Source organism: Ectothiorhodospira shaposhnikovii (assembly GCF_022227765.1).
Taxonomy (GTDB): domain Bacteria; phylum Pseudomonadota; class Gammaproteobacteria; order Ectothiorhodospirales; family Ectothiorhodospiraceae; genus Ectothiorhodospira.
Map to the genome: position 1 here is coordinate 389720 of NZ_JAJMLZ010000001.1, position 24281 is coordinate 414000.

The 24281-nt window shown below is 62.1% G+C and carries 17 protein-coding genes; 4 read left to right on the top strand and 13 right to left on the bottom strand.

Features of this window, described 5'->3' with window-relative positions:
* Positions 1-2: 2 nt before the first annotated feature.
* The 3 genes from LQD11_RS01900 to wrbA all read right to left on the bottom strand — a co-directional run bounded on the left by LQD11_RS01900 (position 3) and on the right by wrbA (position 4388).
* The gene (locus LQD11_RS01900; RefSeq protein ID WP_238616025.1) at positions 3-1616 is read right to left on the bottom strand and encodes a chemotaxis protein CheW; all 1614 of its coding nucleotides are present in this window, start codon (positions 1614-1616) and stop codon (positions 3-5) included.
* Between the two features lie 29 nt (positions 1617-1645).
* Entirely contained in the window at positions 1646-3568 is a 1923-nt protein-coding gene (locus LQD11_RS01905) for a methyl-accepting chemotaxis protein (RefSeq protein WP_238616027.1), read from the bottom strand.
* A 220-nt stretch (positions 3569-3788) separates the two neighbouring features.
* Complete coding sequence (gene wrbA / locus LQD11_RS01910; protein ID WP_238616028.1) at positions 3789-4388, bottom strand: NAD(P)H:quinone oxidoreductase; 600 nt, start codon at positions 4386-4388, stop codon at positions 3789-3791.
* A gap of 88 nt (positions 4389-4476) precedes the next feature.
* On the opposite strand from wrbA, the gene LQD11_RS01915 reads away from it, so the two are divergent.
* From LQD11_RS01915 to LQD11_RS01930, 4 genes are all read left to right on the top strand, one after another.
* Complete coding sequence (locus LQD11_RS01915) at positions 4477-5391, top strand: LysR family transcriptional regulator (RefSeq protein ID WP_238616030.1); 915 nt, start codon at positions 4477-4479, stop codon at positions 5389-5391.
* Between the two features lie 122 nt (positions 5392-5513).
* On the top strand, positions 5514-5780 hold the full coding sequence (locus tag LQD11_RS01920; RefSeq protein ID WP_238616031.1) for a DUF2442 domain-containing protein: 267 nt from the start codon (positions 5514-5516) through the stop codon (positions 5778-5780).
* Between the two features lie 663 nt (positions 5781-6443).
* Positions 6444-6758 (top strand): HNH endonuclease, encoded by a 315-nt coding sequence (locus LQD11_RS01925; RefSeq protein ID WP_238616032.1) that lies wholly within the window; start codon positions 6444-6446, stop codon positions 6756-6758.
* 225 nt (positions 6759-6983) lie between these two features.
* Positions 6984-8645 (top strand): ABC-F family ATPase, encoded by a 1662-nt coding sequence (locus tag LQD11_RS01930; RefSeq protein ID WP_238616033.1) that lies wholly within the window; start codon positions 6984-6986, stop codon positions 8643-8645.
* Positions 8646-8869: 224 nt separating this feature from the next.
* On the opposite strand, the gene narI is transcribed toward LQD11_RS01930, so the two are convergent.
* The 10 genes from narI to LQD11_RS01980 form a co-directional block, all read right to left on the bottom strand.
* Positions 8870-9547, bottom strand: coding sequence for a respiratory nitrate reductase subunit gamma (gene narI, locus LQD11_RS01935; RefSeq protein ID WP_238616034.1), 678 nt, complete (start codon positions 9545-9547; stop codon positions 8870-8872).
* Positions 9547-10269 (bottom strand): nitrate reductase molybdenum cofactor assembly chaperone, encoded by a 723-nt coding sequence (gene narJ / locus LQD11_RS01940; RefSeq protein ID WP_238616035.1) that lies wholly within the window; start codon positions 10267-10269, stop codon positions 9547-9549. The genes narI and narJ overlap by 1 nt, the downstream gene beginning before the upstream one ends.
* Positions 10270-10283: 14 nt before the next feature.
* Positions 10284-11834, bottom strand: coding sequence for a nitrate reductase subunit beta (gene narH / locus LQD11_RS01945; protein WP_238616036.1), 1551 nt, complete (start codon positions 11832-11834; stop codon positions 10284-10286).
* Position 11835: 1 nt separating this feature from the next.
* The gene (locus LQD11_RS01950) at positions 11836-15600 is read right to left on the bottom strand and encodes a nitrate reductase subunit alpha (RefSeq protein ID WP_238616037.1); all 3765 of its coding nucleotides are present in this window, start codon (positions 15598-15600) and stop codon (positions 11836-11838) included.
* A gap of 70 nt (positions 15601-15670) precedes the next feature.
* Entirely contained in the window at positions 15671-17275 is a 1605-nt protein-coding gene (locus LQD11_RS01955) for an MFS transporter (RefSeq protein ID WP_238616038.1), read from the bottom strand.
* 18 nt (positions 17276-17293) lie between these two features.
* Positions 17294-18574 carry an MFS transporter gene (locus LQD11_RS01960; RefSeq protein WP_238616039.1) on the bottom strand — a complete coding sequence of 427 codons (1281 nt, stop codon included), beginning with the start codon at positions 18572-18574 and terminating at the stop codon, positions 17294-17296.
* Positions 18575-18935: 361 nt separating this feature from the next.
* Positions 18936-19238: a N(2)-fixation sustaining protein CowN gene (gene cowN, locus LQD11_RS01965; protein ID WP_238616040.1), complete on the bottom strand. Its 303-nt coding sequence runs from the start codon at positions 19236-19238 to the stop codon at positions 18936-18938.
* 217 nt (positions 19239-19455) lie between these two features.
* Positions 19456-22218, bottom strand: coding sequence for a valine--tRNA ligase (locus tag LQD11_RS01970; protein WP_238616041.1), 2763 nt, complete (start codon positions 22216-22218; stop codon positions 19456-19458).
* A 62-nt stretch (positions 22219-22280) separates the two neighbouring features.
* The gene (locus LQD11_RS01975; RefSeq protein ID WP_008931579.1) at positions 22281-22703 is read right to left on the bottom strand and encodes a DNA polymerase III subunit chi; all 423 of its coding nucleotides are present in this window, start codon (positions 22701-22703) and stop codon (positions 22281-22283) included.
* Between the two features lie 22 nt (positions 22704-22725).
* A complete protein-coding gene (locus LQD11_RS01980; protein ID WP_238616042.1) occupies positions 22726-24219 on the bottom strand; it encodes a leucyl aminopeptidase in 1494 nt (497 codons plus the stop codon).
* Positions 24220-24281: the final 62 nt, after the last annotated feature.

A 24281-nucleotide genomic window follows, 5' to 3' on the forward strand; every position in this document is an offset into this window, starting at 1 on the left:
ATTCAGGTGCCACTGGTGCCTTGCACATTTTGCTGTTCGTCTTGTTGCTGCTCGGTCAGGCCGGCCAGGACTGCGCGCTGCTCCCGGGCGAGCAGGTGTGAAGGATCGATCAGCTGGATCAGGCGTTTCTGTTTCTCCATGTTGGCGACCCGGCCGATCAGTCGGGCCTGTTCCTCCGAAAGCCGGGGCGAGGGTTCGATGGCGGTGCGGGGAATTTTCAGCACCTCGGCCACGGAATCGACGATGAACCCGGTGCGCATGCCGTCCAGCAGGAAGACCATGATGCGCTGACGGTCGTTGCGTTCGGTGGTGGGCAGTCCCAGGCGACGACGCTGGTCGATGACCGGCAGCACCGAGCCGCGCAGATTGATGACGCCCTCGACGAAGTGGGGGGCCTTGGGGACCCGGGTGAGTTCCTCGGGGACCCGCACGATCTCCTGGATGCTGTCGATGGGCACGCCGAACTCTTCCCTGTCGAGGCGGAATACCACCACCTGTTCCTCGTCGTCGTCCTGCTCTTCCTGACTGTCCAGGATGGCCGGGTCGTCTTCCTGCATGTCTTTCACGGTATTGATCGCCTCCTGAATGGATGAATGCCGGAACAGGTGCTCGATGGAAATGATGGAAACCAGGCGTTTGCCGTCCTGTCCCAGGCGGCAGATGCGGGAGATTTCGCCCAGGTTGCCGGTGCTGGAGAGGATGGCGGGCATGGCTTCCACGGCGCTCAGCGGCACGCGCAGGACCTCATTGACGCTGTCCATGACCAGTCCTACCGTGATGGTGCCCAGCCGTACCACCACAATGCGGCTCTGTTCATCGGCGCTTCGATCGGGCAGCTCGAACAGACAGCGCAGGGATACCAGGGGCAGCAGACGGTTGCGCAGGTTCATGACCCCCAGCACATGGGCCTCGGAACGGGGTACTTTCACGATCTGCTCGGGGAATTGGACGATCTCCTGGGTGTGCTCGATGGGAATGGCGTATTCCTGTTCCGCCACTTCGAAGCTCACCAGCTGGAGTTCGTCCTGTGCATCCTCGCCGTCTTCCTCATCGTCGGAGTGTTCCTGGGCCAGGGCATGGGCCGCGGTGCCGCGGGCCATCCGGGCGATGTCGGCAAATTCCGCGCTGATCAGACGCTCGAAATCCATCACCATGACCATGGGAAAGCCGCCGACATCCTTGAGCAGGCCGGACAGCATCTCGGTATTCACCGTGGTGCTCAGGTTGCTGACGTCCTCGATCTGTTCCGGTTCCACCGCCACCACGCTGCTGACCCGGTCCACCACGAAGCCCAGGGGCTGACCCAGGTCGATCACCAGGGCACGGGAGGCGTCATCGCTGTCGCGGCGGTCAAAGTCGAACAGACGGCGCAGACTGATGATGGGCAGCACCTTGCCGCGCAGGTTGGAGAGTCCCTCCAGGGCGGGGGGACCCATGGGAACGCGGACGACCTCGGGCACACGGATGATTTCCTGTACCGGGGCCATGTCGACCCCGAACACCTCGCTGCCGCAGATGAAGATCACGAATTGACGAACGTCGGACTCCTGATCCGGGTTCGTTGACTGGGTATCACCCCCGCCCGGGGGGGACGATGCGACCGTTTCGTTGGTCATGACGATCTCCCGCAATACGGTGGCTGGTGTCAGGCGCTTTGCAGTTCATCGGCCAGCGAGGCGATTTCCTCGATGGCCGCCGCCAGCTCCTCGGCCCCCTGGGCCTGCTGACCGGCCGCCGAAGCCGCCTCGGCGGCCGCTTTTTCCGCCTCTTCGGCGGCGGCGGCGATCTGCTCGACCCCGGTTTTCACCTGACCGATGGCGGTGGCAATCTCGGTGGCGGCATTGAGAACTTCACGGGCGCTCTTTTGTACGGTGGCCACGTCGGTTTCCGCCGTCTGCAGGCCGGCGGTGATGCTCCTGGCCTTCTGCGCCTCCGTATTGGCGGCGTTGATGTTTTCCTCCAGGTCGCGCCAGACGGTGTCGATTTGGTCCTGCACCGCCTTCACCAGATCCTTGATGCGGTCGGCGTTTTCCGCCGAGTCATGGGCCAGGTTGCGGATATCCGTGGCCACCACCACGAAGCCCTTGCCGAATTCGCCGGCCCGGGCGGCTTCGATGGAACCGTTGACCGCCAGCATGTTGGTCTGGATGGAAACGGTGGTGATGGCATCCACGATCTTGTCGATGCGCCGTGACACCAGTTCCAGATTCTTGATCTGACGCAGGCTCTCGCGGGAGGCGTCGGCGGATTCGGCAACGCCCCGGATGAGTTCTTCCATGCTCTGCTGGTTGGTCTTGAGCAGTTGGGTGATGTGGCGGATCTTCTCTTCCGTGGCCGTTGCCCGTTGCTGGGAAATCTCCACGCCCTTTTCGATCTGGATCACGGCGGCGGAGGATTCCTCGGTGGCGGAAGACTGCAGCTGGGCGCTCTTGCGGATCTGGTCCAGCGCCGCCATGATCTGCGCCCCGGAGCGGTTGATTTCCTGTACCGCCGACGACAGCTGCTCGGCGGCCGAGGCGACTTCCTCGGCGCTCTTGCTGATGTCGGTGGAACTGCGCAGCTCCTCCGCCAATTCCGACAGGCTCTGGGCCGCCTGTTCGCATTCCCCCAGGGCCTGGGTCTGCTCCGCCACGGTCTTGGCGGATTCCTCGGCGGCGGCGGACTGCTCCTCGGCGGCGGTGGCGATCTCCTCGGTACCCTTGAGGGCCTGTCTGGCAGCGCTTTCGGATTGCTGGGCGCCGGTGGCGATCTCCTGGATGCCGCCGGTGATCACGGCGGTATCGTCGCGGATCTGCTTCAGTTGCTGGGTGATCTGCTTGCCGTTTTCCACTTCCTGCTGCACCTTGCCGGCGGAAGTGTTGATGCCTTCGGAGATCTGCTTGACATCCTTCTGTATCTGGGCGACCAGATCCTGGATCTGCTTGGCGCTCTTCTCCGAGGTTTCCGCCAGGGTGCGAACCTCATCGGCGACCACGGCAAAACCCTTGCCGTGCTTGCCGGCCCGGGCCGCCTCGATGGCGGCATTGAGGGCCAGCAGGTTGGTCTGATCGGCGATGCGAGCCACGGCCTTGACGATGTCGCCGATATTGGCGGCCTGCTGCTCCAACTCGCTGACCATCTTCACCGATTCGCTCTGGCGCTGGGCGCTGATACCCACATTGGTGATGAAACCGTCGATCTCGCCACCGACCCCGGTGACCAGTTCCTTGAGGGATTCCACCCTGGCCTGGGCGCTATTGGCGTTTTCCAGCTGACGGGACAGGGCGAGGTTGACCTGTTTGAAGGCGGTAAGGGATTCCTGGGCCGCACCGGAAGCCTCCTCGGCGCCGGAGGCGATCTGATCGGAGGCCCGCTTGAGTTCCTCGGCGGCGGAGGCCGCCTCATTGATGCCGGAAGCCAACTGGGCGGTGGCCGAGGCGATGCGCTCGGCGGCTTGCTGCTGCTTGGCCAGGGTTCGGGCTCGCTTGCGTTGGGCTTCCGCTTCGCGGGCCGCGGCGGCGTGGGTGCGGGAATCCTCGCTACCCGGGGATGAGGGCGATGTGCTGGGAGTCTTTTTTACGAGGGCCATGGCGCGTTCCTGGACAGGGTGACCAACCAAAGGGGAGGGGCGTATGCAATGACGCTTTAACGAGTCTAGACCCGGTATCGGCAGGAAGGCGCAATTCTGGATAGTCGCGTCAGGATTCTGGATGGACGTACATGGGATTTGCAACGCCGTCCGGCCGCATGGATGCCATGCGGCCGGACGGGGAGGTGTCAACGGTATTTCGGCGGCCTGGAGACCAGGCTCAGCCTCGCAGCTTGCCCGCGATTCGCGCCACGTGGCTGCCTTGCAGCCGCGCGATCGTCAGCTCCTTGTCGCTGGGTTGGCGGCTGCCGTCGCCGCCGGCGATGGTGGCGGCGCCGTAGGGACTGCCGCCCCGCACTTCGGAAATGTCGGTGGTTTCCGGTATCACGTAGGGAACGCCGACGATCACCATGCCGTGATGGGCTAGGGTATGCCAGAAAGAGGTGATGGTGGTTTCACTGCCGCCACCGGTACCGGTGGACGTGAACACGCTGCCCACCTTGCCCACCAGCCTGCCCTGGGCCCACAGGCCGCCGGTACGATCCAGAAAGCTGCGCATCTGGGAGGCCATGTTGCCGAAGCGGGTCGGGGTGCCGAAGATGATGGCATCGTAGTTGGCCAGATCTTCAGGATTGGCCACCGGCGCCGCCTGATCCAGTCTGGCACCGGCGTTGCGGGCATCTTCCTCACTCATCAGCTCCGGCACGCGTTTGATGTCCACGGTGGTGCCTTCCACGCTGCGCGCCCCTTCGGCAATGGCCTGGGCCAGGGTCTCGACGTGACCATACATGGAGTAATACAGGACCAGGACCTTGCTCATGGCGATCTCCTTGAAAGATGGGTGTGTGCTTTGATTGAAACCCTTCTACCGTGCTTGATAAACCCGGGTATCGGCATAATATCGATGCATGAAAAACATCAATCTGCCGGATTTTGATCTTGTGCGCGCCCTACGGGTCTTCGTGACCGTGGTGGAATGCGACGGCTTCAGTGCCGCCTCGGAACGGCTGGGTCTGGCCCGGGGCCAGCCCAGTCGCTATGTGAGCAAGCTGGAGCGCCATCTGGGTACGCGACTTCTACAGCGTACCACCCGGCGCCAGTCCCTCACGGAAGCCGGCAGCGCCTTTTATCCGCGGGCGGTGCGCATCCTGCAACTGGTGGACGAGGCGGAGCAGGACCTGGCCCTGGAAACCGGCACGGTACGGGGCCGTCTGCGTCTTTCGGCGCCGGTCAGTTTCGGGATTCGTCATCTGGCGCCGGCCTTGGCCGAGTTCAAGCGGCAACATCCCCAGGTGTCACTGGACGTGACCTTCAACGACCGTATCGTGAACCTGGTGGAGGACGGGTTCGACCTGGCGATCCGTGTGGCCTCCCAGCTCAATCCCACCCTGGTGGCCCGGCCGCTGGCCACGGTGGACCTGGTGCTGTGCGCCGGTCCCGGCTACCTGCGGGAACGGGGCACTCCGGCCCATCCCCGTGACCTGTCGGATCATGAATGTCTGGTATACACCAACGATCCCGCCGGCCATGACTGGCGATTTTGCCGTGATGGGGATGAACAGGTGGTCCGGGTGCACGGTTCGGTGCGATCGGACAACGGCGAGGTACTGGTGGCCGCCGCCGAGGCTGGACTGGGCCTGGTGCTGATGCCCCGCTTCCTGGCCGCCGATGCCCTGGCGCGGGGCCGGCTGGTCACCTGTCTGGATGCCTGGCACGCACCGACACTGACCGTATATGCCGTGTATGCCGACCGACGCTGGCTGCCGCCCCGGGTGCGGGCGTTGATTGATTTTCTGGTGGCGCGGTTTGAAGGTGGGGTGTAGGGGCGGCGTGAAAGCGGCCTCCGGAGAGGCCGGATCCGAGTGCGGGTGAAACATTGAAAAAGCCCACCGCTACAATCGACAACAGTTGAAAGAGATCGAATTACTTATCGAGGAACACCATCATGAGCTTGTCAGCGCATGGCGCCGTTGCTTCGGCGGTTGAAGTAACAAATATTTCTAGTCATGGAATCTGGCTGTTGTCGCATGACCAAGAGTTATTCATGTCCTACGATGATTTTCCGTGGTTTAAGGATCAGCCGGTAAAAGTAATTTTGCATGTCGAGGAGCTTTCTCCGAGGCATTTCTACTGGCCCGATATTGATGTGGATCTCACGCAAGAAATCATTGAGCACCCAGAACGGTTTCCAAATATGGCAAAGAGAAAATGATCGGATGGAAGTGCAATGGAATGGCCCATATGCTTGGCCAAAATTTGAGATAGACGCGGATCTGCCAGCAGTTCCTGTGCATCCTGGCGTCTATCTATGGACATTTGAATGTGGGGGTGACTACATTATTTATGCTGCCGGAATTACTCGGCGATCTGTCTCCGTCAGGCTCCGAGAGCACACGAGAAAGTACCTGACTGGAGAGTATACTATCTTGGATATGTCCGCAATGAGTCGCGGGGTACGCGAAGAGATATGGCATGGCTGGGGTTGGACGTCGGAGAAACGTGAGAATTACGAGCGTCGCAAGTGTGAGTTGGTTACCGCGGCACGATGTCAGCTCGCTGCATTTCGAGTATTTGTTGCTGATGTTGGCAGTGCTCCTCGACTCCTGGAGCGAATTGAAGCCGCAATCATGAATGCCTTGTACGAGCAACAATCACCCTGTTGTGACATTCCGGATAGGGGTATGATGCTTGCACCGCGATGGGGCTCGGAAGAGTCGATCATGGTACGGATAAAAAGTGAAGTGAAGTTTCTTGGGTTGCCATCAGAGATCGAAATATGAAGTTGAGAAACGCCATGCATGTGAATGGGGTTGTCCTGAGCTTCATTCTCTCAGGTTGTGGCCGCGTTAAGCGATAGATAGGTAGATTTAATGAAATGGCAAACAACTGGAATATTCCCGATTGGCTGGAGAAGGTTGTTCGCGAAAGGGATACGGTTTGTGTTTACTGCGGGAGCGAATTTACCTCTGTTAAAGTTTCAAGAAAGTCTGCCGCAAGTTGGGAGCACATCATCAATGATGCCAGCATCGTTACCAGTGAAAATATCGCTCTGTGCTGCTGTGGCTGCAATGCAAGTAAAGGCCAGAAGCCGCTCTCGGCTTGGCTAAAATCAAAATATTGCCTGGACCGAGGTATTACACCACAAACAGTGGCGCCAATCATAAAGCGGGCTATTAAGCGTGGTCTATAGGGATCATCCTTAAAACACTCAGTAATGCCCGGATCGGAGGTTGCGGGTGCTTGCCTGGCCTGAGCCAGGTCGTAGTTCACTTGCAAGGGGAGCCACGCGCGGGCGGTATTTACGCCTGCCATTTCCAAACGGAGGACAAGGCCAGGGCTGATCGACGCCCGATTTTCCCCGCCACCTGAACGCTTTTCGCTTACACCCTGTCAATAACGGGCCGGAGCCCGTACCATGCTCGGTCCGGTTTTCGGGCCCTCATCGCCGTTCGACGGCGACACCATCCTTTTCCCGCAGGACTTTCTTTTGATTTCCACCGCCAATATCACCATGCAGTTCGGGGCCAAGCCCCTCTTCGAAAACGTATCCGTCAAGTTCGGCGGGGGTAACCGCTACGGCCTGATCGGCGCCAACGGCTCGGGCAAGTCCACCTTCATGAAGATCCTGGGGGGCGATCTCGAACCTTCCAGCGGCCAGGTGATGCTTGAGCCGAACGTGCGTCTGGGCAAACTGCGCCAGGATCAGTTCGCCTATGAAAAGTACAGCGTGCTGGACACCGTGATCATGGGGCACGAGGCGCTGTGGAAGACGCGTGCCGAGCGCGACCGCATCTATTCCCTGGCGGACATGAGCGAAGAAGACGGCATGAAGGTGGCCGAACTGGAAACCGAATTTGCCGAAATGGACGGATATACCGCCGAAGCCCGTGCCGGTGAGCTGCTGCTCGGCCTGGGTATTCCGCTGGCACAGCACAGCGGGCCCATGAGCGAGGTCGCGCCCGGCTGGAAGCTGCGCGTCCTGCTGGCCCAGGCGCTGTTTTCCGATCCGGAAGTGCTGCTGCTGGACGAGCCGACCAACCATCTGGATATCAACACCATCCGCTGGCTGGAAGGCATTCTGACCTCGCGTAACAGCACCATGATCATCATTTCCCATGATCGCCATTTTCTCAACAGCGTCTGCACGCACATGGCGGATCTGGACTTCGGTGAACTGCGCCTGTTCCCCGGCAACTACGATGAATACATGACGGCCGCCACTCAGGCCCGCGAGCGTCTGCTGTCCGACAACGCGAAGAAAAAGGCGCAGATCGCCGAGTTGCAGACCTTCGTCAGCCGCTTTTCGGCCAACGCCTCCAAGTCCAGGCAGGCCACCAGCCGCGCCAGGCAGATCGAGAAGATCCAGCTGGATGAGGTGAAGCCTTCGAGTCGGGTCAGTCCGTTCATCCGTTTCGATCAGTACAGGAAGCTGCACCGTCAGGCCGTGATCCTCGACAAGGTCAGCCAGGGTTTCGACGGCGAGCCGCTGTTCAAGAACCTGAGTCTGCACATCGAGGCCGGTGAGCGCGTGGCGATCATCGGCCCCAACGGCATCGGCAAGACGACATTGCTACGCACCCTGGTGAATGAACTGCCACCGATGACCGGCACGGTCAAATGGGCTGAAAGCGCTGATCTGGGCTATTTTGCCCAGGAACACGCCGACGACTTCAAGAACGACGAGACCCTGATCGACTGGATGGCGCAGTGGACCCTCGGCGGCGACCAGTTGGTGCGCGGCACCCTGGGCCGCATGCTGTTTTCCAACGATGACATCCTTAAATCGGTCAAGGTGATTTCCGGTGGCGAGCAGGGCCGTATGCTGTTCGGCAAGCTGATCCTGCAGAAACCCAACGTGATGATCATGGACGAACCGACCAACCACCTGGACATGGAATCCATCGAGGCGCTGAACCTGGCCCTGGAGAACTACCCCGGCACGCTGATTTTCGTCAGCCATGACCGGGAGTTCGTTTCCAGCCTGGCAACACGCATCATCGAGCTGAACGAAAACGGCGTGACGGATTTCAATGGTACCTACGATGATTATCTGCGTGAGTTGGGCGTGGTGGCCTAACAGGCTCTTGAAATCGGACTCACGGCGCGGCAGTTCAATGCCACCGCCATCCACCTCAAGGGCAAGATCGCCTCGATCAAGGAGCGCCGCCGCAAGCGATTTCGTGCGCAGTTCGATCTGGCAGCCAACGGCTATGCGTCGCTTGATGAATGGCGCACAGAGTGGCGCCGCGCCCGCTCTGACCAGTTCTTGGTGCTGGGCTCCAAGGGCGAGACCGGCGGTTGTCAGCGTTTGCGTACCAGCTGATAGGTCCGTCCCAGGTACGATACCGGTGCACTCCAGACATGGACCAGACGGGTGAAGGGAAACACCAGGAAGAGGGTGAGTCCCAGGAAAATGTGGAGCTTGAAGATCCAGTTGGTATCGGCGATCAGGGCGGCGGCGCCCGACTGGAACGTGACGATGTGCTGGGCCCAGCTTGCCAGTGCGACCATGTTGGCGCCATCCAGGTGCGTCATGGAGATGGGCAGGGTAATGAGGCCCAGGATCAGTTGTACGTAGAGCAGGATCAGGATGAAGTTGTCCGCCCTGCTACTGGTGGCCTGGATGCGCGGGTCGGTAAGACGCCGGTGCAGCAGCATGGTCAGACCAATGAAGCAGATGATGCCGAAAATGCCGCCGACAATGATGGCCAGCAACTGCTTGGTTTCGGTGGACAGGCCCAGGGCATGGTAGACCGCGGGTGGCGTCAGCAGGCCGAACAGGTGGCCGAAGAACAGCAGCAGGATGCCTACATGAAAGAGGTTGCTGGCCAGACGCATGTTGGCGGTGCGCAGAAACTGACTGGACTGACTCTTCCAGGTGAACTGATCCCGCTCGAAACGGATCAGGGAGCCCAGCAGGAAGACACTCAGGGCCACGTAGGGATAGTAACCGAATATGAGTTCGTGCATGTAGTTCATCACTGCCGTCCTCCAGAGTCGATCGATAACGCAGTCACGCGGTGCCCGGGATACGGTCGTTGCACCAGGGGGTGCTCGTGGCGGGTGTCCTGATTCCCGCAGGGGGCGGCGCCCATGAATCTCACGGCCTCTTCCTCCCATGCCCTGTCCATGTTCACCAGACTCTCATCCGGACCTTCCGTGGCCGCCTGGTTCCGAATGTCCCGCAGATCCTCGCGTGCCTCGGTCAAGGTTTCCAGGGCCTGGAACAACACGTGGTAGGGGCTGTTGAGTTTTTCCAGCCTGGCCCCCACCAGCGTGATCACGGGCAGGGCATCACCCAGCAGCGAGCGTGCCTGATCCGGCGGCAGGACGGAGAGGAACTCCAGGAACAACGGCAGATAGTCGGGTAGTTCCCTGGCATCCAGCTTCATGCCATGGCGTTCATACAGGTCCATCAGGTCCACCATGGCCTGTCCCCGGTCCCGGGACTCGCCATGCACGTGTTCGAATAGATGCAGGGACAGTGCACGCCCCCGATCGAACAACGCCACATAGCGTTCCTGCAGTGCGTACAGGTCCGTATGCAGGTAGTCGTCCATGAATGTCCGCAGCGCCTCCCGCCGCGCCGGGGGAATGGCCCCCTCCTGATCGATGATGGATGTCAGGGTCCCCATGGCTTGCTGCAGCGCCTCGTCGGGGTAGCACAGCAGACAGGAGATGAGCTTGAGTGTCTTTTGCATGGGTCTTGCTCCTGTCATGAGCGGGGTGGCTCAACCTTGATCGGCGGCATGCGGCGATCCGTGAGCGGCTTGTTGCCGAACAGGTTGTGACTACTGGCTCCATCGGCACAGCCGTTGCCGAAGCTGAAGCCGCAACCACCGCGTTCGCCGAGGGCGTCGTAGAGGGTGTCGGCATATTCCCGGTGACTGGTGGGGATGACGTAGCGATCCTCGTAGTTGGCGAGGGCCAGGAGACGGTACATGGCATCCACCTGGGATTCAGTCAGTTGGGCCACCTCCAGGGCCTCCGGCTCCGGTCTGCCTTCCACGGTCTTGCTGCGCATCCAGGCCCGCATGGCCAGCATGCGTTTGAGTGCCAGGGTCACGGGGGCCTCGTTGCCGCCCGTAAGCAGGTTGGCCAGGTAGCGCATCGGGATGCGCAGGGTTTCGACATCGGGGATGATGCCGTTGTGGCCCAGGGCACCGGATTCGCAGGCAGACTGAATGGGCGACAAGGGCGGCACATACCAGACCATGGGCAGGGTGCGGTACTCCGGGTGCAGGGGGAAAGCGATCTGCCAGTCCATGGCGAGCTTGTAGATCGGCGAGCGACGGGCGGCCTCCAGCCAGGATTCGGGAATCCCTTCCCGGCGCGCCAGGGTCTGGATGTCGGGATCTTCCGGATCCAGGAACATGTCCAGCTGAGCTTGGTAGAGGTCCGCGTGGCTTTCGGTGGCGGCGATCTCGCCGATGCGGTCGGCGTCGTAGAGCAGTACCCCCAGATAGCGGATGCGGCCGACACAGGTTTCGGCACACACGGTGGGCTGACCGTTTTCGATGCGAGGGTAGCAGAAGATGCACTTCTCCGATTTGCCGGTATGCCAGTTGTAGTAGATCTTCTTGTAGGGACAGCCGGAGACGCACATGCGCCAGCCCCGGCATTTATCCTGGTCGATGAGGACAATGCCGTCTTCCTCGCGCTTGTAGAGGGCGCCGCTGGGGCAGACGGCCACGCAGGCAGGGTTCAGGCAGTGTTCGCACAGGCGGGGCAGATACATCATGAAGGTGTTTTCAAAGGCCCCGTACATGTCCTTTTGCACCTGATCAAAGTTGTAGTCCCGGGAGCGTTTGCTGAACTCGGTGCCCAGGATCTCCTCCCAGTTGGGCCCCCATTCGATCTTGTCCATGGTCAGGCCGGTGATGGCCGAGTAGGGTCTGGCCATCGGCATGGTCCCGGACTCGGGCGCGTTTTGCAGATTCGCATAGTGATAGTCCCAGGGCTCGTAGTACTCGTCGATCTGGGGCATATCCGGATTGGCAAAGATATTGGACAGCACCTTCCAGCGGGCGCCCATCGCCGGGACGATGCCGCCGTCCCGGCGCCGATGCCAGCCTCCCTTCCAGCGCCCCTGGTTTTCCCATTCCCTGGGGTAGCCGATCCCCGGTTTGGTTTCCACATTGTTGAACCAGGCGTATTCCATGCCGTCCCGGGACGTCCACACGTTCTTGCAGGTCACCGAACAGGTGTGGCATCCGATGCACTTGTCCAGATTCAGGACCATGGCGATCTGGGCACGTATCTTCATTTCAGCGATCCTCCTGCTCGGGCTGTGGTATCCCGGTGGCCTGATCCATCCAGTTCACCCGACGCATCTTGCGGATGATGACAAAATCATCCCGGTTGGCCCCCACCGTGCCGTAGTAGTTGAAGCCGTAGCTGAGCTGGGCATAACCACCGATCATGTGGGTGGGCTTGAGCACGGTGCGGGTGACCGAGTTGTGAATGCCACCACGGGTGCCGGTGAGTACGGATCCCGGGGTATTCACGATCTTTTCCTGTGCGTGGTACATCATGCACATGCCTTCCGGTACCCGCTGACTGACCACGGCCCGGGCGGCGATGGCACCGTTGGCATTGAAGGCGTCGATCCAGTCGTTGTCCTCGATGCCGGCCTTTTGGGCATCCACCTCGCTCATCCAGATGATGGGACCGCCTCGGGACAGGGTGAGCATGAGCAGGTTGTCGGTATAGGTGCTGTGGATACCCCATTTCTGGTGAGGGGTGATGAAGTTCAGTACCACCTGGGGACTGCCGTCGCCGTATTGGTCTCCCAGGCAATCGATGGTCTTCATGTCCACCGGTGGTCGATACACGCACAGGGGTTCTCCGAAGGCCCGCATCCAGGGGTGATCCTGGTAGAAGTGCTGGCGCCCCGTGAGTGTGCGCCACGGGATCAGTTCGTGGACGTTGGTGTAGCCGGCGTTGTAGGACACCTTCTCGTCCTCCAGCCCCGACCAGGTGGGGGAGGAGATGATCTTGCGGGGTTGGGCAACGATATCCGCGAAGCGGATCTTTTCGTGCTCCTTGGGCCGGGCCAGATGGGTGTGATCCCGGCCGGTGATCCGTGACAGGGCCTCCCAGGCCTTCACGGCCACATGACCGTTGGTTTCCGGTGCCAGCATGAGCACCGTCTCGGCCGCCTGGATATCCGTTTCGATCCTGGGCATGCCCTGGCTCACGCCGGGCTCCTCGACCCGCAGGTTCAGATCGCCCAGTGCCGCCACTTCTGCTTCGGTGTTCCACTGGATTCCCTTGCCGCCGTTGCCGGCCTTGGTCATGAGGGGACCCAGGGCGGTGAACTTGCGATAGGTGGACGGATAATCCCGCTCCACTTCCACCAGCGCCGGGAGGGTCTTGCCCGGCACCGGATCGCATTCTCCCCGCTTCCAGTCGGCCACGCTCAGGGGCTGACCCAGTTCGGTGGGGGTGTCGTGGAGCAGGGGCAGGGTGACAATGTCCTTTTCCACCCCCAGATGTCCCTGGCAGACCTCCGAGAAGCGTTTGGCAATGCCCTTGAAGATGTCCCAGTCCGTTCGGGATTCCCAGGCCGGGTCCACCGCGGCGGTCAGCGGGTGGATGAAGGGATGCATGTCCGAGGTATTGAGATCGTGCTTTTCGTACCAGGTGGCCGTGGGCAGGACGATGTCCGAGTACATGCAGGTGGTGGACATGCGAAAGTCCAGGGTCACCAGCAGGTCCAGCTTGCCCTCCATGGGGACATCCCGCCAGGTGACTTCTTCCGGACGCTCCATCGGGTGATCCGGATGGTCTTCCTGCAGGATGCCGTGGCGGGTGCCCAGCAGGTACTTGAGCATATATTCATGACCCTTGGCGGAGGCACCCAGCAGATTGGAGCGCCAGACGAAGAGGTTGCGAGGCACATTGGCCGGGTTGTCCGGATCCTCGAAGGCAAAACCCAGTTCCCCGGACTTGAGCTGTTCCACCACATGGTCGGCGCTGCTCCTGCCGGCCGCCTGGGCGTCACGGCAGATCTCCAGCGGGTTTTTCGACAGTTGCGGGGCGCTGGGCAGCCAGCCCATGCGAACGGCACGCAGGTTGTAGTCGATCTGGGTGCCGGTCCAGTCCTGGTCGGAAGCCAGGGGGGAGAGGATCTCGCGCATGGACAGCTTTTCATGACGCCACTGGCTGGAGTGGATGTAGAAGAAGGACGTGCTGTTCATGTGGCGGGGCGGACGATGCCAGTCCAGGGCAAAGGCCAGCGGTAGCCAGCCGGTTTGCGGGCGGAGCTTTTCCTGGCCCACATAGTGGGACCAGCCGCCGCCGCTCCGGCCGATGCAGCCGCACATCATCAGCATGTTGATGATGCCCCGGTAGTTCATGTCCATGTGGTACCAGTGGTTCATCGCCGCGCCGATGATGACCATGGAGCGGCCGTGGGTCCGGTGGGCGTTCTGAGCGAACTGCCGGGCCACGGTGATGACCTGATCCCGCTTCACGCCGGTGATGCGCTCCTGCCAGGCGGGGGTGTAGGGGATATCGTCATCATAGCTGGACGCTACGTTTTCACCCCCAAGGCCTCGATCGATGCCGTAGTTGGCGCAACTCAGATCGAACACCGTGGCCACCAGGGCCTCGTCGCCGTTGGCCAGTTTCACCCGCTTGACGGGGACGTGACGGACCTGGATCGGGTCGTGGTCGGTATGGGTGAAATGGGGATGACGGGAGCCGCCGAAGTAGGGGAAGGCCACCGCCGCGACGTCTTCCCGGTCATTGATCAGGGTCAGGGCCAGGGTGACGTCCTCACCGCTGGCGGCATCCTTGGGTTCCAGGTTCCAGCGCCCCGCCCCCGGACCCTTTTCACCCCAGCGAAAGCCGATGGAGCCGTTGGGTACCACCAGTGTTTTTCCTGCCGCGTCATAGGCCAGGGTCTTCCATTCCGGGTTGTTGTCCTGGCCCAGGCCGCCCTTGAGATCCGCGGCCCGCAGCATGCGACCGGCCACATGATGGTCTCCCCGGGATTCGAGCATCACCAGACAGGGCATGTCGGTCTTTTCCCGGACATACCCGGTGAAATAATCACTGGGATTGTCCAGGTGGAATTCCTTCATGATCACATGGCCCATGGCCATGGCCAGTGCCGCGTCCGTGCCCTGCTTGGGATGCAGCCACAGGTCGGCGAACTTGGAGGCCTCGGAGTAGTCCGGACAGACCACGACGATCTTGGTGCCGCGGTAGCGCGCCTCGGTCATGAAGTGGGCATCCGGGGTACGGGTCTGGGGAACATTGGAGCCCCACATCATCAGGAAGCCGGCGTTGTACCAGTCTGCGGATTCCGGCACATCCGTCTGTTCACCCCAGGTCTGGGGCGAGGAGGGGGGCAGGTCGCAGTACCAGTCGTAGAAGCTGCCGCAGGCACCGCCGATGAGGGACAAATAACGGGAGCCCGCCGCGTAGGACACCATGGACATGGCGGGGATGGGGGAGAAGCCGTAGATGCGGTCGGGGCCGTAGGCCTTGATGGTGTAGATGTTGGCGGCGGCGATCAGGGTGTTCACTTCCTCCCAGCGGCTGCGGACAAAGCCGCCCATGCCGCGGGCGGTCTTGTAGGCTCGGGCCTTGTCGGGATCTTCCACGATGCTGCGCCAGGCCTCCACCGGATCGGCATGCTCCGCCAGGGCTTTACGCCAGAGCTGCAGCAGGCGGCTGCGGATCAGTGGGTATTTCACCCGGTTGGCGCTGTAAAGGTACCAGGAGTAACTGGCGCCGCGGGCACAGCCGCGGGGCTCATGATTGGGCAACTCGGCACGGGTTTGCGGGTAATCCGTCTGCTGGACCTCCCAGGTCACCAGACCGTTCTTGACATAGACCTTCCAGCTGCAGGATCCGGTGCAATTGACGCCGTGGGTGGAGCGCACCACCTTGTCATGTTGCCAGCGTTTGCGATAACCGTCTTCCCAGCGCCGGTCTTCCCGGGTCACGCTGCCGTGTCCTTCGGAAAACGTGCTTTCGACTTTCTTGAAAAAGGTCAGCCTGTCCAGCAAATGACTCATGGGATATTCCTCCTGTGGCCGATGCCGTGATGGCGTTCATCGGCCCATTGCTGTGAAGCGTCCATGGCTTTCAAGGATTCTTCACATAGGCGTTGCGACGCAGGTAGAACCACCAGTTGAGCACCATGCACAGGGCATAGAAGACGGCGAAGCCGTACATGGCATTCTCGGGGGTGCCGGCGCGGATCTGCTCACCGATCACCATCGGGGCGACGAAGGCGCCGTAGGCGGCCACCGCCGAGGTCCAGCCCAGTACCGGACCGGCCTGTTCACGGTTGAAGATGATGCCGATGCTGCGGAAGGTGGAACCGTTACCGATGCCGGTGGCGGCGAAGATCAGGATGAACAGCAGCAAAAAGGGCAGGAAATACTGTTCCGGCGTGGGTGACTGATAGGCCAGCATCATGATGTAGCCTGCAGCCACCGAGGCCGCCACCATCACCCCGGCGATGATCTGGGTGACGATGGACCCGCCCATCCTGTCCGAGATCCAGCCGCCGACCGGGCGTACCAGGGCACCGACGAAGGGCCCCATCCAGGCATAGGTCATGGCCGAGGGTGCATTGGGATTGGCCACCCGCACCATCACGCCGTCGATCTCCACGGCACTGAAGCCGAAGATCACCGTGATGGACAGGGGCAAGGCCATGGAAAACCCGATGAAGGAACCGAAAGTGACGATGTAGAGGATCGTCATGGACCAGGTGTGCCTGTCCTTGAAAATGGCGAACTGGCGGGCCGAGTTCTGGCCGATCCGCCCCGGCGTGGCCCGCATCAGTCCCAGGGTGAGCAGGATGATGAGCAGCATGGCCAGCCACATGTTGAGGATGCCGAGCCCCGTGGGAGGCGGCAGATAGAGCCACAGCCCGATCCCGGCGGTGACAAAACCGATGGCATACAGCCCCAGAATGCGACTGAAGGCCGCCAGTGGGTGCCCCGGCTCGGGGGTGATGGGGCGCAGGTTGTTCATGCCGAACCAGGCGGCCATGACCAGGGGGGCGAGGATCACCACCCAGATGAAACCGGCATTCTGGATCCAGGTCTCGGTGCCGGCGGGGATACGCCCGATGAGGGTCCCGCTGTCGGACAGCAGGGTCATGGATCCCCCGGCGCCGATGAAGCCGAATAGGCCCACGGTCATGACCACCGGTATCAGGATCTGGGTGGTGGTGACGCCGAAGTTGCCCAGACCGGCATTCATGCCCAGGGCCAGCCCCTGACGGCTCTTGGGGAAGAAGGTGCTGATGTTGCTCATGGAGGCGGCAAAATTGCCGCCGCCGATGCCCGACAGGAAGGCCAGCAACTGGAATGCCCATAACGGGGTATCCTGGCTTTGCAGGGCCAGACCGGCGCCCAGGGCCGGCAGGATCAGCAGTGCCGAGGTCAGGAACAGGGTATTGCGTCCGCCCGCCAGGCGAATCATGAACGATGCGGGGATGCGCAGGGTGGCGCCGGTGAGACCGGCGATGGCGGTCAGGGCGAAGAGTTCGGCGGGTTCAAAAGGAAAACCCAGGTTGATCATCTGCACCGTGATCATGCCCCACATGGTCCAGATGGCGAAGGCACAGAGCAGATTGGGTATGGAGATCCAGAGATTTCGGTTGGCGATCCGTCGGCCCCGGGAGTCCCAGAAGGCCTTGTCTTCCACATTCCATTCCTTGATGTCGGCAGCCATGACTTGATCTCCCGAGGTTCATGCCTGGTCCGGTTGTGTGTCCGTCCGGGGGGGTGAGTGCCTTTCGGCAGTGCTTGTCGCCATGGGTTTGCGTTCGGTCCACCACATCCAGATCAGGGAGACGGCGGTGACGCCGAAGCAGAGCCACCAGACGATCTCGTTGAACTTGAAGATGTCCACCAGGACACCGAACATGATGGGCAGCAGAAAACCGCCTAGACCACCCACCAGGCCGACGGTGCCGGAGATGACGCCGATGTTGTTCGGGTATTCGTTGGAGATGTACTTGAACACGGAGGCCTTTCCCACGCCCCAGGCGATGCCGACGACGAACAGCAAGGCGGTGAACACCCACATGTCCAACTTGAGGGTCACATCCCATGCCTCGCCGTCGGTGCGGGGGATCACCATGCGGGTTTCGGGATAGGCCATGAAGAACAGACAGATCAGGCTGGACCACATGACCCACCAGGTGACCCGGTGGGGACCGAAACGGTCGGAAAGCCAGCCTCCGGCGGCCCGTATTACCCCGGAGGGCAGCACGAAGATGGCCGCCAGCAGGGCGGCCAGTTGGATCCCGACGCCGTATTCACTGATGTAGTAGCGGGTCATCCACAGCGATACACCCACATAGCCACCGAAAACCAGGGAGTAGTACTGGCAGTACTTCCAGACCTTGGGATCCTTGAGTGCGGAGAGCTGTTCACGGATGGTGATGGTCTTGGGGGCCAGGTGTTCCCTGGGTTCCCGGTAGGTGAGCAGCCAGTAGAGCAGGGCCATGATGGTCATCAAGATCGCGTAGACCTTGGGCACCATGGTCCAGCCGTAGATCACCACCAGGGTCGGGGCCACAAATTTGGTCACCGCGGCACCGGCGTTGCCGGCACCGAAGATGCCCATCGCAAACCCTTGGTGTCGACGGTCGAACCAGCGGGCGGTGGCGGAGATGCCCACCGCAAAGGAGCCGCCGGCCACGCCCACGAACAGCCCGGCAACGAGCATGGCCCAATATTGCTCCAGGGTGGACACCATCCATACTGGAACAATGGTGGACAGCATGAGCAGGGTGAACACGATCCGCCCACCGAAGCGGTCGGTGAGCATGCCCAGGGGCAGGCGGATCAGGGCACCGGTGAGGATGGGAGTAGCCACCAGAATGCCGAACTGCGTGTCGGTCAGTCCCAGTTCCTGCTGGATGGGGACACCGATCACCGAGAACATGGTCCACACCGCGAAGCACACGGTGAAGGCCATGGTATTCATGGTGACGGCGGAGATCTGCTGTCGAGACAAGGCCATGGAGCACCCCTCATCCATGAACCATCGGGCGCGGAAACGGCATCCGCGGGGAAGAGGCTTGCAGGCGCCATAAGCTCATGACGCTGTGTCATATAGGCTAGATGCCCCAGGTACTGTTTCAAGGGCGATCGGGATTCCCCGTGCGGAGAGATTGCCCTGAATCAACTCAGTATGCTTTTGTCTTGAAAATGGTTTTTCGTGTTCTAGAATCCTTGGCTGGGCTTGCCTTCATATGAGGTGACGAAAAGACAGCCTCTCAAAGAGCGCGGGGGGACGGGGTATCGGCGCAGGTGTTTTTCCAGGCAGGCCTGCAGTCTATACGATCTTGAACTCCTGACCTTTCCGGGAGGGCAGGGATGTTTCAGCAGCAGGCCTCCTCCACCCAGGTGAGCAGGGCCTGGGCGTCTTCATCGCCGCATGCCTCGAACAGTTCGCGGATCTGGTTGATGTTGGCGTGGATCAGGAACAGGTCGTCCGGTTTGGGGCCGGATTTCGGGTTGCGTTTGCCCAGGAAGTAGTCCCAGAAGGGAGACTGTTGGGCCGGATCGGCGGTGTATTCCTCGATCAGGCTCATGACCCGGCGGGCGTTGCCGTCGCAATCCAGGTCCTTGAAGCTGATGTAGCGGGCGTTGGCGGCGTCGGGGTGGAGATTGGGACGGGTCACGAACGGGCTCCTTGAATCGGTATTGTGCTGAGTATCAAGCAAGGAGCGAGCCAGTTTCTATGGATTTGTAAGTGCCTGTTAATATGACGGAATTGCCGGGGCAGGGCACAGGATGCGCGGGGGATTGTAGGGAATATGACAGGTTTTGGGCTTTTTGAGGCCCTCACCCCAGCCCCTCTCCCGCAGGCGGGAGAGGGGGTTTTTCGGCGCGACGGCCTCACAGCCGCCGGATCTTCTCCAGCTGGGTTTCCAGTTCCCGCAGGGTCGTTGCCATTTCGGCCACCCGCTCCCGCTCCTTGGCCACGACTTCGGCCGGGGCACGCTCCACGAAGCCCGCGTTGGCGAGCTTGCCCTCGCACTGGGCCAGGTTCTTCTGCACCTTGGCGATCTCCTTTTCCAGACGGGCGATTTCCGCGTCCTTGTCGATCAGGCCCGCCAGGGGGATCAAAAGGCGCATTTCACCCACCAGGGTCATGGCGGATTCCGGGGCCTCGGTGCCTTCCAGCCACTGTACCGACTCGGGCCTGGCCAGGAACCGGATGAAGCCCTGGTTGGCGGTGAAGCGGGCCTGGTCTTCCGGTTTCCAGTTGTCCAGCAGCACCGGCAGGGGCTTGCCGGGGGAGATGTCCATCTCGGCGCGGATGCGGCGCATGCCCAGGATGAAGGTCTTCACCCACTCGATTTCCTGTTCCGCGCCGGCATCCTTCAGGGCTTCCTCCACCACCGGGTAGGGGCGGTGCATGAGGGTGTCGCCGGTCACGCCGGCCAGCGGGGCCACCTGGCGCCAGATGGCCTCGGTGATGAAGGGCATCACCGGGTGCATCAGGCGCAGCAGGGTTTCCAGGACTTGCACCAGGGTACGGCGGGTGCCGCGGCGGGCGGCCTCGCTGCTGTCCTCGCCGGTGAGCACCGGCTTGCACAGCTCCAGGTACCAGTCGCAGTAGTCGTACCAGGTGAACTCGTACAGGGCCTTGGCCGCCAGGTCGAAGCGGTATTCCCCCAGTTGGCGATGGGTCTCGGCGATGGTGTCCTGCAGACGGGAGGTGATCCAGCGATCCGCCAGGGACAGTTCCACCGCGCCGCCGCAAAGGCCTGTGTCCTGGCCCTCGGTGTTCATGAGCACATAGCGGGCGGCGTTCCACAGCTTGTTGCAGAAGTTGCGGTAGCCTTCGATGCGGCCCAGGTCGAACTTGATGTCCCGGCCGCTGGAGGCCAGGGCCGCCAGGGTGAAGCGCAGGGCGTCGGTGCCAAACGCGGGGATGCCGTCGGGGAACTGTTTTTTGGTGGCCTGGGCGATGCGCTTTTCCATCTGCGGCTGCATCAGCCCGGTGGTGCGCTTGGCCAGCAGGTCTTCCAGGCTGATGCCGTCGATGAGGTCGATGGGGTCGAGCACGTTGCCCTTGGACTTGGACATCTTCTGGCCTTCCGCATCACGGATCAGGCCGGTGACGTAGACTTCCCGGAACGGCACGTCGCCCATGAACTTGAGGCCCATCATGATCATGCGGGCCACCCAGAAGAAGATGATGTCAAAGCCGGTGACCAGTACCGCAGTGGGGTAGAAAGTCTTGAGTTCCGGGGTCTGCTCCGGCCAGCCCAGGGTGGAGAAGGGCCACAGGGCGGAGCTGAACCAGGTATCCAGTACGTCCGGGTCCTGGGTCAGGCGTACCTCGTCCCCCAGCCGGTGCTTGCGGCGCACGGCGGCCTCGTCCTCGCCCACGTAGATGTTGCCGGCCTCGTCGTACCAGGCGGGGATGCGGTGACCCCACCAGATCTGGCGGGAGATGCACCAGTCCTCGATGTTGCGCATCCACTCGAAGTAGGTCTTGCTCCAGTTCTCGGGCACGAAGCGGATGCGGCCGTCCTCCACCGCCCGGATGGCGGGTTCGGCCAGGGGCGCGGCCTTCACGTACCACTGGTCGGTGAGGAAGGGTTCGATGACGGCACCGCTGCGGTCACCCCGGGGCACCATGAGCTTGTGATCGTCGATGCGCTCCAGCAGGCCCTGGGCCTCCAGGTCGGCGATGATCTGCCGACGGGCATCGAAGCGATCCAGGCCGCGGTAGGCTTCGGGCGCGGCATCGTTGATGCGGGCATCCACGGTGAAGATGTTGATCATGGGCAGATCGTGCCGGCTGCCCACGGCGTAGTCGTTGAAATCGTGGGCGGGGGTGATCTTCACGCAGCCGGAACCGAATTCCGGGTCCACGTAGTCGTCGGCGATCACGGGGATCTCGCGGCCGGTGAGGGGCAGGGTGACGGTTTTGCCGATGAGGTGGCGATAGCGCTCATCCTCCGGATTCACCGCCACGGCGGTATCCCCCAGCATGGTTTCCGGGCGGGTGGTGGCCACCACCAGATGACCGGAGCCGTCGCTCAGGGGGTAGCGCAGGTGCCAGAGCTTGCCCTGTTCTTCCTCGGAGATGACCTCCAGGTCGGAAACGGCGGTGTGCAGCACCGGGTCCCAGTTCACCAGGCGCTTGCCGCGATAGATCAGGCCTTCCTCGTACAGGCGCACGAAGACCTCGGTCACCGCCCGAGACAGGCCGGCATCCATGGTGAAACGCTCCCGGTGCCAGTCGATGGAGGTGCCCAGGCGACGCAGCTGTTGCTGAATCTGGTTGCCGGAGTGGTCCCGCCATTCCCAGACCTTGTCGAGGAATGCCTCCCGGCCCAGATCATGGCGGGACTGGCCGTTCCGGGCCAGCTGGCGTTCCACCACCATCTGGGTGGCGATGCCCGCATGGTCGGTGCCGCCCTGCCAGAGGGTGTTGTCGCCCCGCATCCGGTGGTAGCGGATGAGGGTATCCATCAGGGTGTCCTGGAAGGCGTGCCCCATGTGCAGGGTGCCGGTGACGTTGGGCGGCGGCAGCATGATGCAGTAGGGCGTGCCCTCGCCCGCGGGAGCGAACCAGCCGCGGCCCTCCCATTCCTGGTAGATGGCTTGCTCGATGGCGTGGGGGTCGTAAGTCTTGTCCATGGTGCCTGTGTCTGGGTGCGGGCGAAAGTGGCGGATTATATGATGCTTTTCGGTGGGAGTGGTCATCCCAGCGGGTGGTGGTGCAGGTCGCAGCCGTGTTCCCGGTAGTAGCGGAAACGGTCGCGCCCGGCCTGTTTCACCACGGGGTCCTCGTTGACGATTTCCGCCACCCGGGCAAAGCCTTCGTAGCCTTCGGGCACGGTGTCGGCCAGGTTCAGCAGCAGATCCCGGGCCGTGGGTGGGACCCGGTCATGGCCGATGCTCACCGGCATGTCCGGATCCTGGGGGTTGATCCCGTGGGGGATGAAGGCATCGTCCCGGAAGGTCCACAGCAGCTCATCCAGTTGCCGTGACAGGCCGGGGGAACCGGTATGCACGTGCACCCGGTGCCCCAGCCCGAAGGCCTTTTGGATCAGCCGGCAGGTGATGGCCAGGCGGGCCTGGGGCTGGTCGCTCTTGATGGTGTAAAAATCGACTCGGGTCATGGTGTGAGCCGCGGGGCGCCGTCTAGTCCTTCACCCGGCTGGCCAGGAACTGCATCAGCAGCGGCACCGGACGTCCGGTGGCCCCCTTTTCCTTGCCGCTCTTCCAGGCCACCCCGGCGATGTCCAGGTGGGCCCACTTGTACTTCTTGGTGAACCGGGACAGGAAACAGGCCGCGGTGATGGTGCCGGCCGGTCGGCCGCCGATGTTGGCCATGTCGGCGAAGTTGCTCTTGAGCTGTTCCTGGTATTCATCCCACAGGGGCATTTCCCAGGCCCGATCGCCGCTGTGCCTGCCCGCGGCCAGCAGTTCATTGATCAGCGGACCATGGTTGCCCAGTACCGCCGAGGCCTGATGGCCCAGGGCGATGATGCAGGCGCCGGTGAGTGTGGCCAGGTCCACCACCACGTCCGGATCGAAGCGTTCCACATAGGTCAGGGCGTCACACAGCACCAGACGGCCCTCGGCGTCGGTGTTGAGAATCTCCACCGTTTGTCCCGAGAGGGTGGTGACGATATCGCCGGGCTTGGTGGCCTTGCCGTCGGGCATGTTTTCGGCGGCGGCGATGACACCGATGATGTTCATGGGCAGGCGGAGTTCGGCCACGGCCTTCATGGTGCCCATGACCGCCGCCGCGCCGCCCATGTCGAACTTCATCTCGTCCATGGCCTCGCCGGGTTTGATGGAGATGCCGCCGGTGTCGAAGGTGATGCCCTTGCCCACCAGGACCACCGGCTTGTCGCCCTTTTTACCGCCCCGGTAGTCCATGACGATGAGTTTCGCCGGCTGTTCGGACCCTCGGGAGACCGCCAGCAGGGCGCCCATGCCCAGCTTCTCCATCTCTTCCTCGTCCAGCACTTCCAGCTTCAGGTCCTTGTAGGCCTTTTTGAGCTGTCGGGCCTGTTCCGCCAGGTGGGTGGGGGTGCAGACGTTGCCGGGACGGTTGGCCAGATCCCGGGTCAGGGCCATGCCCAGGGCGGTGGCCGAGGCCCGGGCCATGGCATTGGCGCCGGCTTCCAGGTCCTTGGCGTCCGCCACGTTGAGGACCATGCGCTTGAGGGCGAGCGGGTCGGACTTCTTGCCGCTCTTGAATTCGTCGAATCGGTAAAGGCCGTCTTCCACCACCAGCACGCTCTGTACCAGCTTCCATTCCAGGTCATGTCCCTTGACCGGCAGATCCGTGAGATAATTATGCACTTGGTCGGCACCGGTCCGGCGCAGGGCGCCCACCATGGCGGCGGTGACCTGGCGGAAGGCGGCTTCGCCGAACTCCCGTTCCTTGCCGCAGCCGATCAGCAAAATCCGGTCCGCCAGATCATTGGGGACATGATGCAGCCACAGGCACTGCCCGCGCTCGCCGTCCATGTCGCCCCGCTTGACCAGGGCGCTGATGGCGCCGCCGGTGGCCTCGTCCAGGGCCTTGGCGGCGGCGGAGAGCTTCCGGCGCTCGAACACCCCTGCGATGATGCAGGCGCTGCGCTGTTGTGCGGGATGGGTGCTTTCGACTGTGAATTCCATGCCGTTCCTCGGGAGAAACTGGGTGGGGGATGGTGAGGGCAGGGCAAGGGCCGTGCTCATCA

What these genes read in the sequence shown, in the direction of transcription:
- LQD11_RS01925 (WP_238616032.1), top strand. Translation starts at nt 6,444, where the DNA reads ATGGCAAACAACTGGAATATTCCCGATTGGCTGGAGAAGGTTGTTCGC.
- LQD11_RS01975 (WP_008931579.1), bottom strand. Translation starts at nt 22,703, where the DNA reads ATGACCCGAGTCGATTTTTACACCATCAAGAGCGACCAGCCCCAGGCC.
- LQD11_RS01970 (WP_238616041.1), bottom strand. Translation starts at nt 22,218, where the DNA reads ATGGACAAGACTTACGACCCCCACGCCATCGAGCAAGCCATCTACCAG.
- narH (WP_238616036.1), bottom strand. Translation starts at nt 11,834, where the DNA reads ATGAAGATACGTGCCCAGATCGCCATGGTCCTGAATCTGGACAAGTGC.
- LQD11_RS01905 (WP_238616027.1), bottom strand. Translation starts at nt 3,568, where the DNA reads ATGGCCCTCGTAAAAAAGACTCCCAGCACATCGCCCTCATCCCCGGGT.
- LQD11_RS01960 (WP_238616039.1), bottom strand. Translation starts at nt 18,574, where the DNA reads ATGGCCTTGTCTCGACAGCAGATCTCCGCCGTCACCATGAATACCATG.
- LQD11_RS01955 (WP_238616038.1), bottom strand. Translation starts at nt 17,275, where the DNA reads ATGGCTGCCGACATCAAGGAATGGAATGTGGAAGACAAGGCCTTCTGG.
- LQD11_RS01915 (WP_238616030.1), top strand. Translation starts at nt 4,477, where the DNA reads ATGAAAAACATCAATCTGCCGGATTTTGATCTTGTGCGCGCCCTACGG.
- LQD11_RS01930 (WP_238616033.1), top strand. Translation starts at nt 6,984, where the DNA reads ATGCTCGGTCCGGTTTTCGGGCCCTCATCGCCGTTCGACGGCGACACC.
- LQD11_RS01950 (WP_238616037.1), bottom strand. Translation starts at nt 15,600, where the DNA reads ATGAGTCATTTGCTGGACAGGCTGACCTTTTTCAAGAAAGTCGAAAGC.
- LQD11_RS01920 (WP_238616031.1), top strand. Translation starts at nt 5,514, where the DNA reads ATGAGCTTGTCAGCGCATGGCGCCGTTGCTTCGGCGGTTGAAGTAACA.
- LQD11_RS01900 (WP_238616025.1), bottom strand. Translation starts at nt 1,616, where the DNA reads ATGACCAACGAAACGGTCGCATCGTCCCCCCCGGGCGGGGGTGATACC.
- LQD11_RS01980 (WP_238616042.1), bottom strand. Translation starts at nt 24,219, where the DNA reads ATGGAATTCACAGTCGAAAGCACCCATCCCGCACAACAGCGCAGCGCC.
- narJ (WP_238616035.1), bottom strand. Translation starts at nt 10,269, where the DNA reads ATGCAAAAGACACTCAAGCTCATCTCCTGTCTGCTGTGCTACCCCGAC.
- wrbA (WP_238616028.1), bottom strand. Translation starts at nt 4,388, where the DNA reads ATGAGCAAGGTCCTGGTCCTGTATTACTCCATGTATGGTCACGTCGAG.
- narI (WP_238616034.1), bottom strand. Translation starts at nt 9,547, where the DNA reads ATGAACTACATGCACGAACTCATATTCGGTTACTATCCCTACGTGGCC.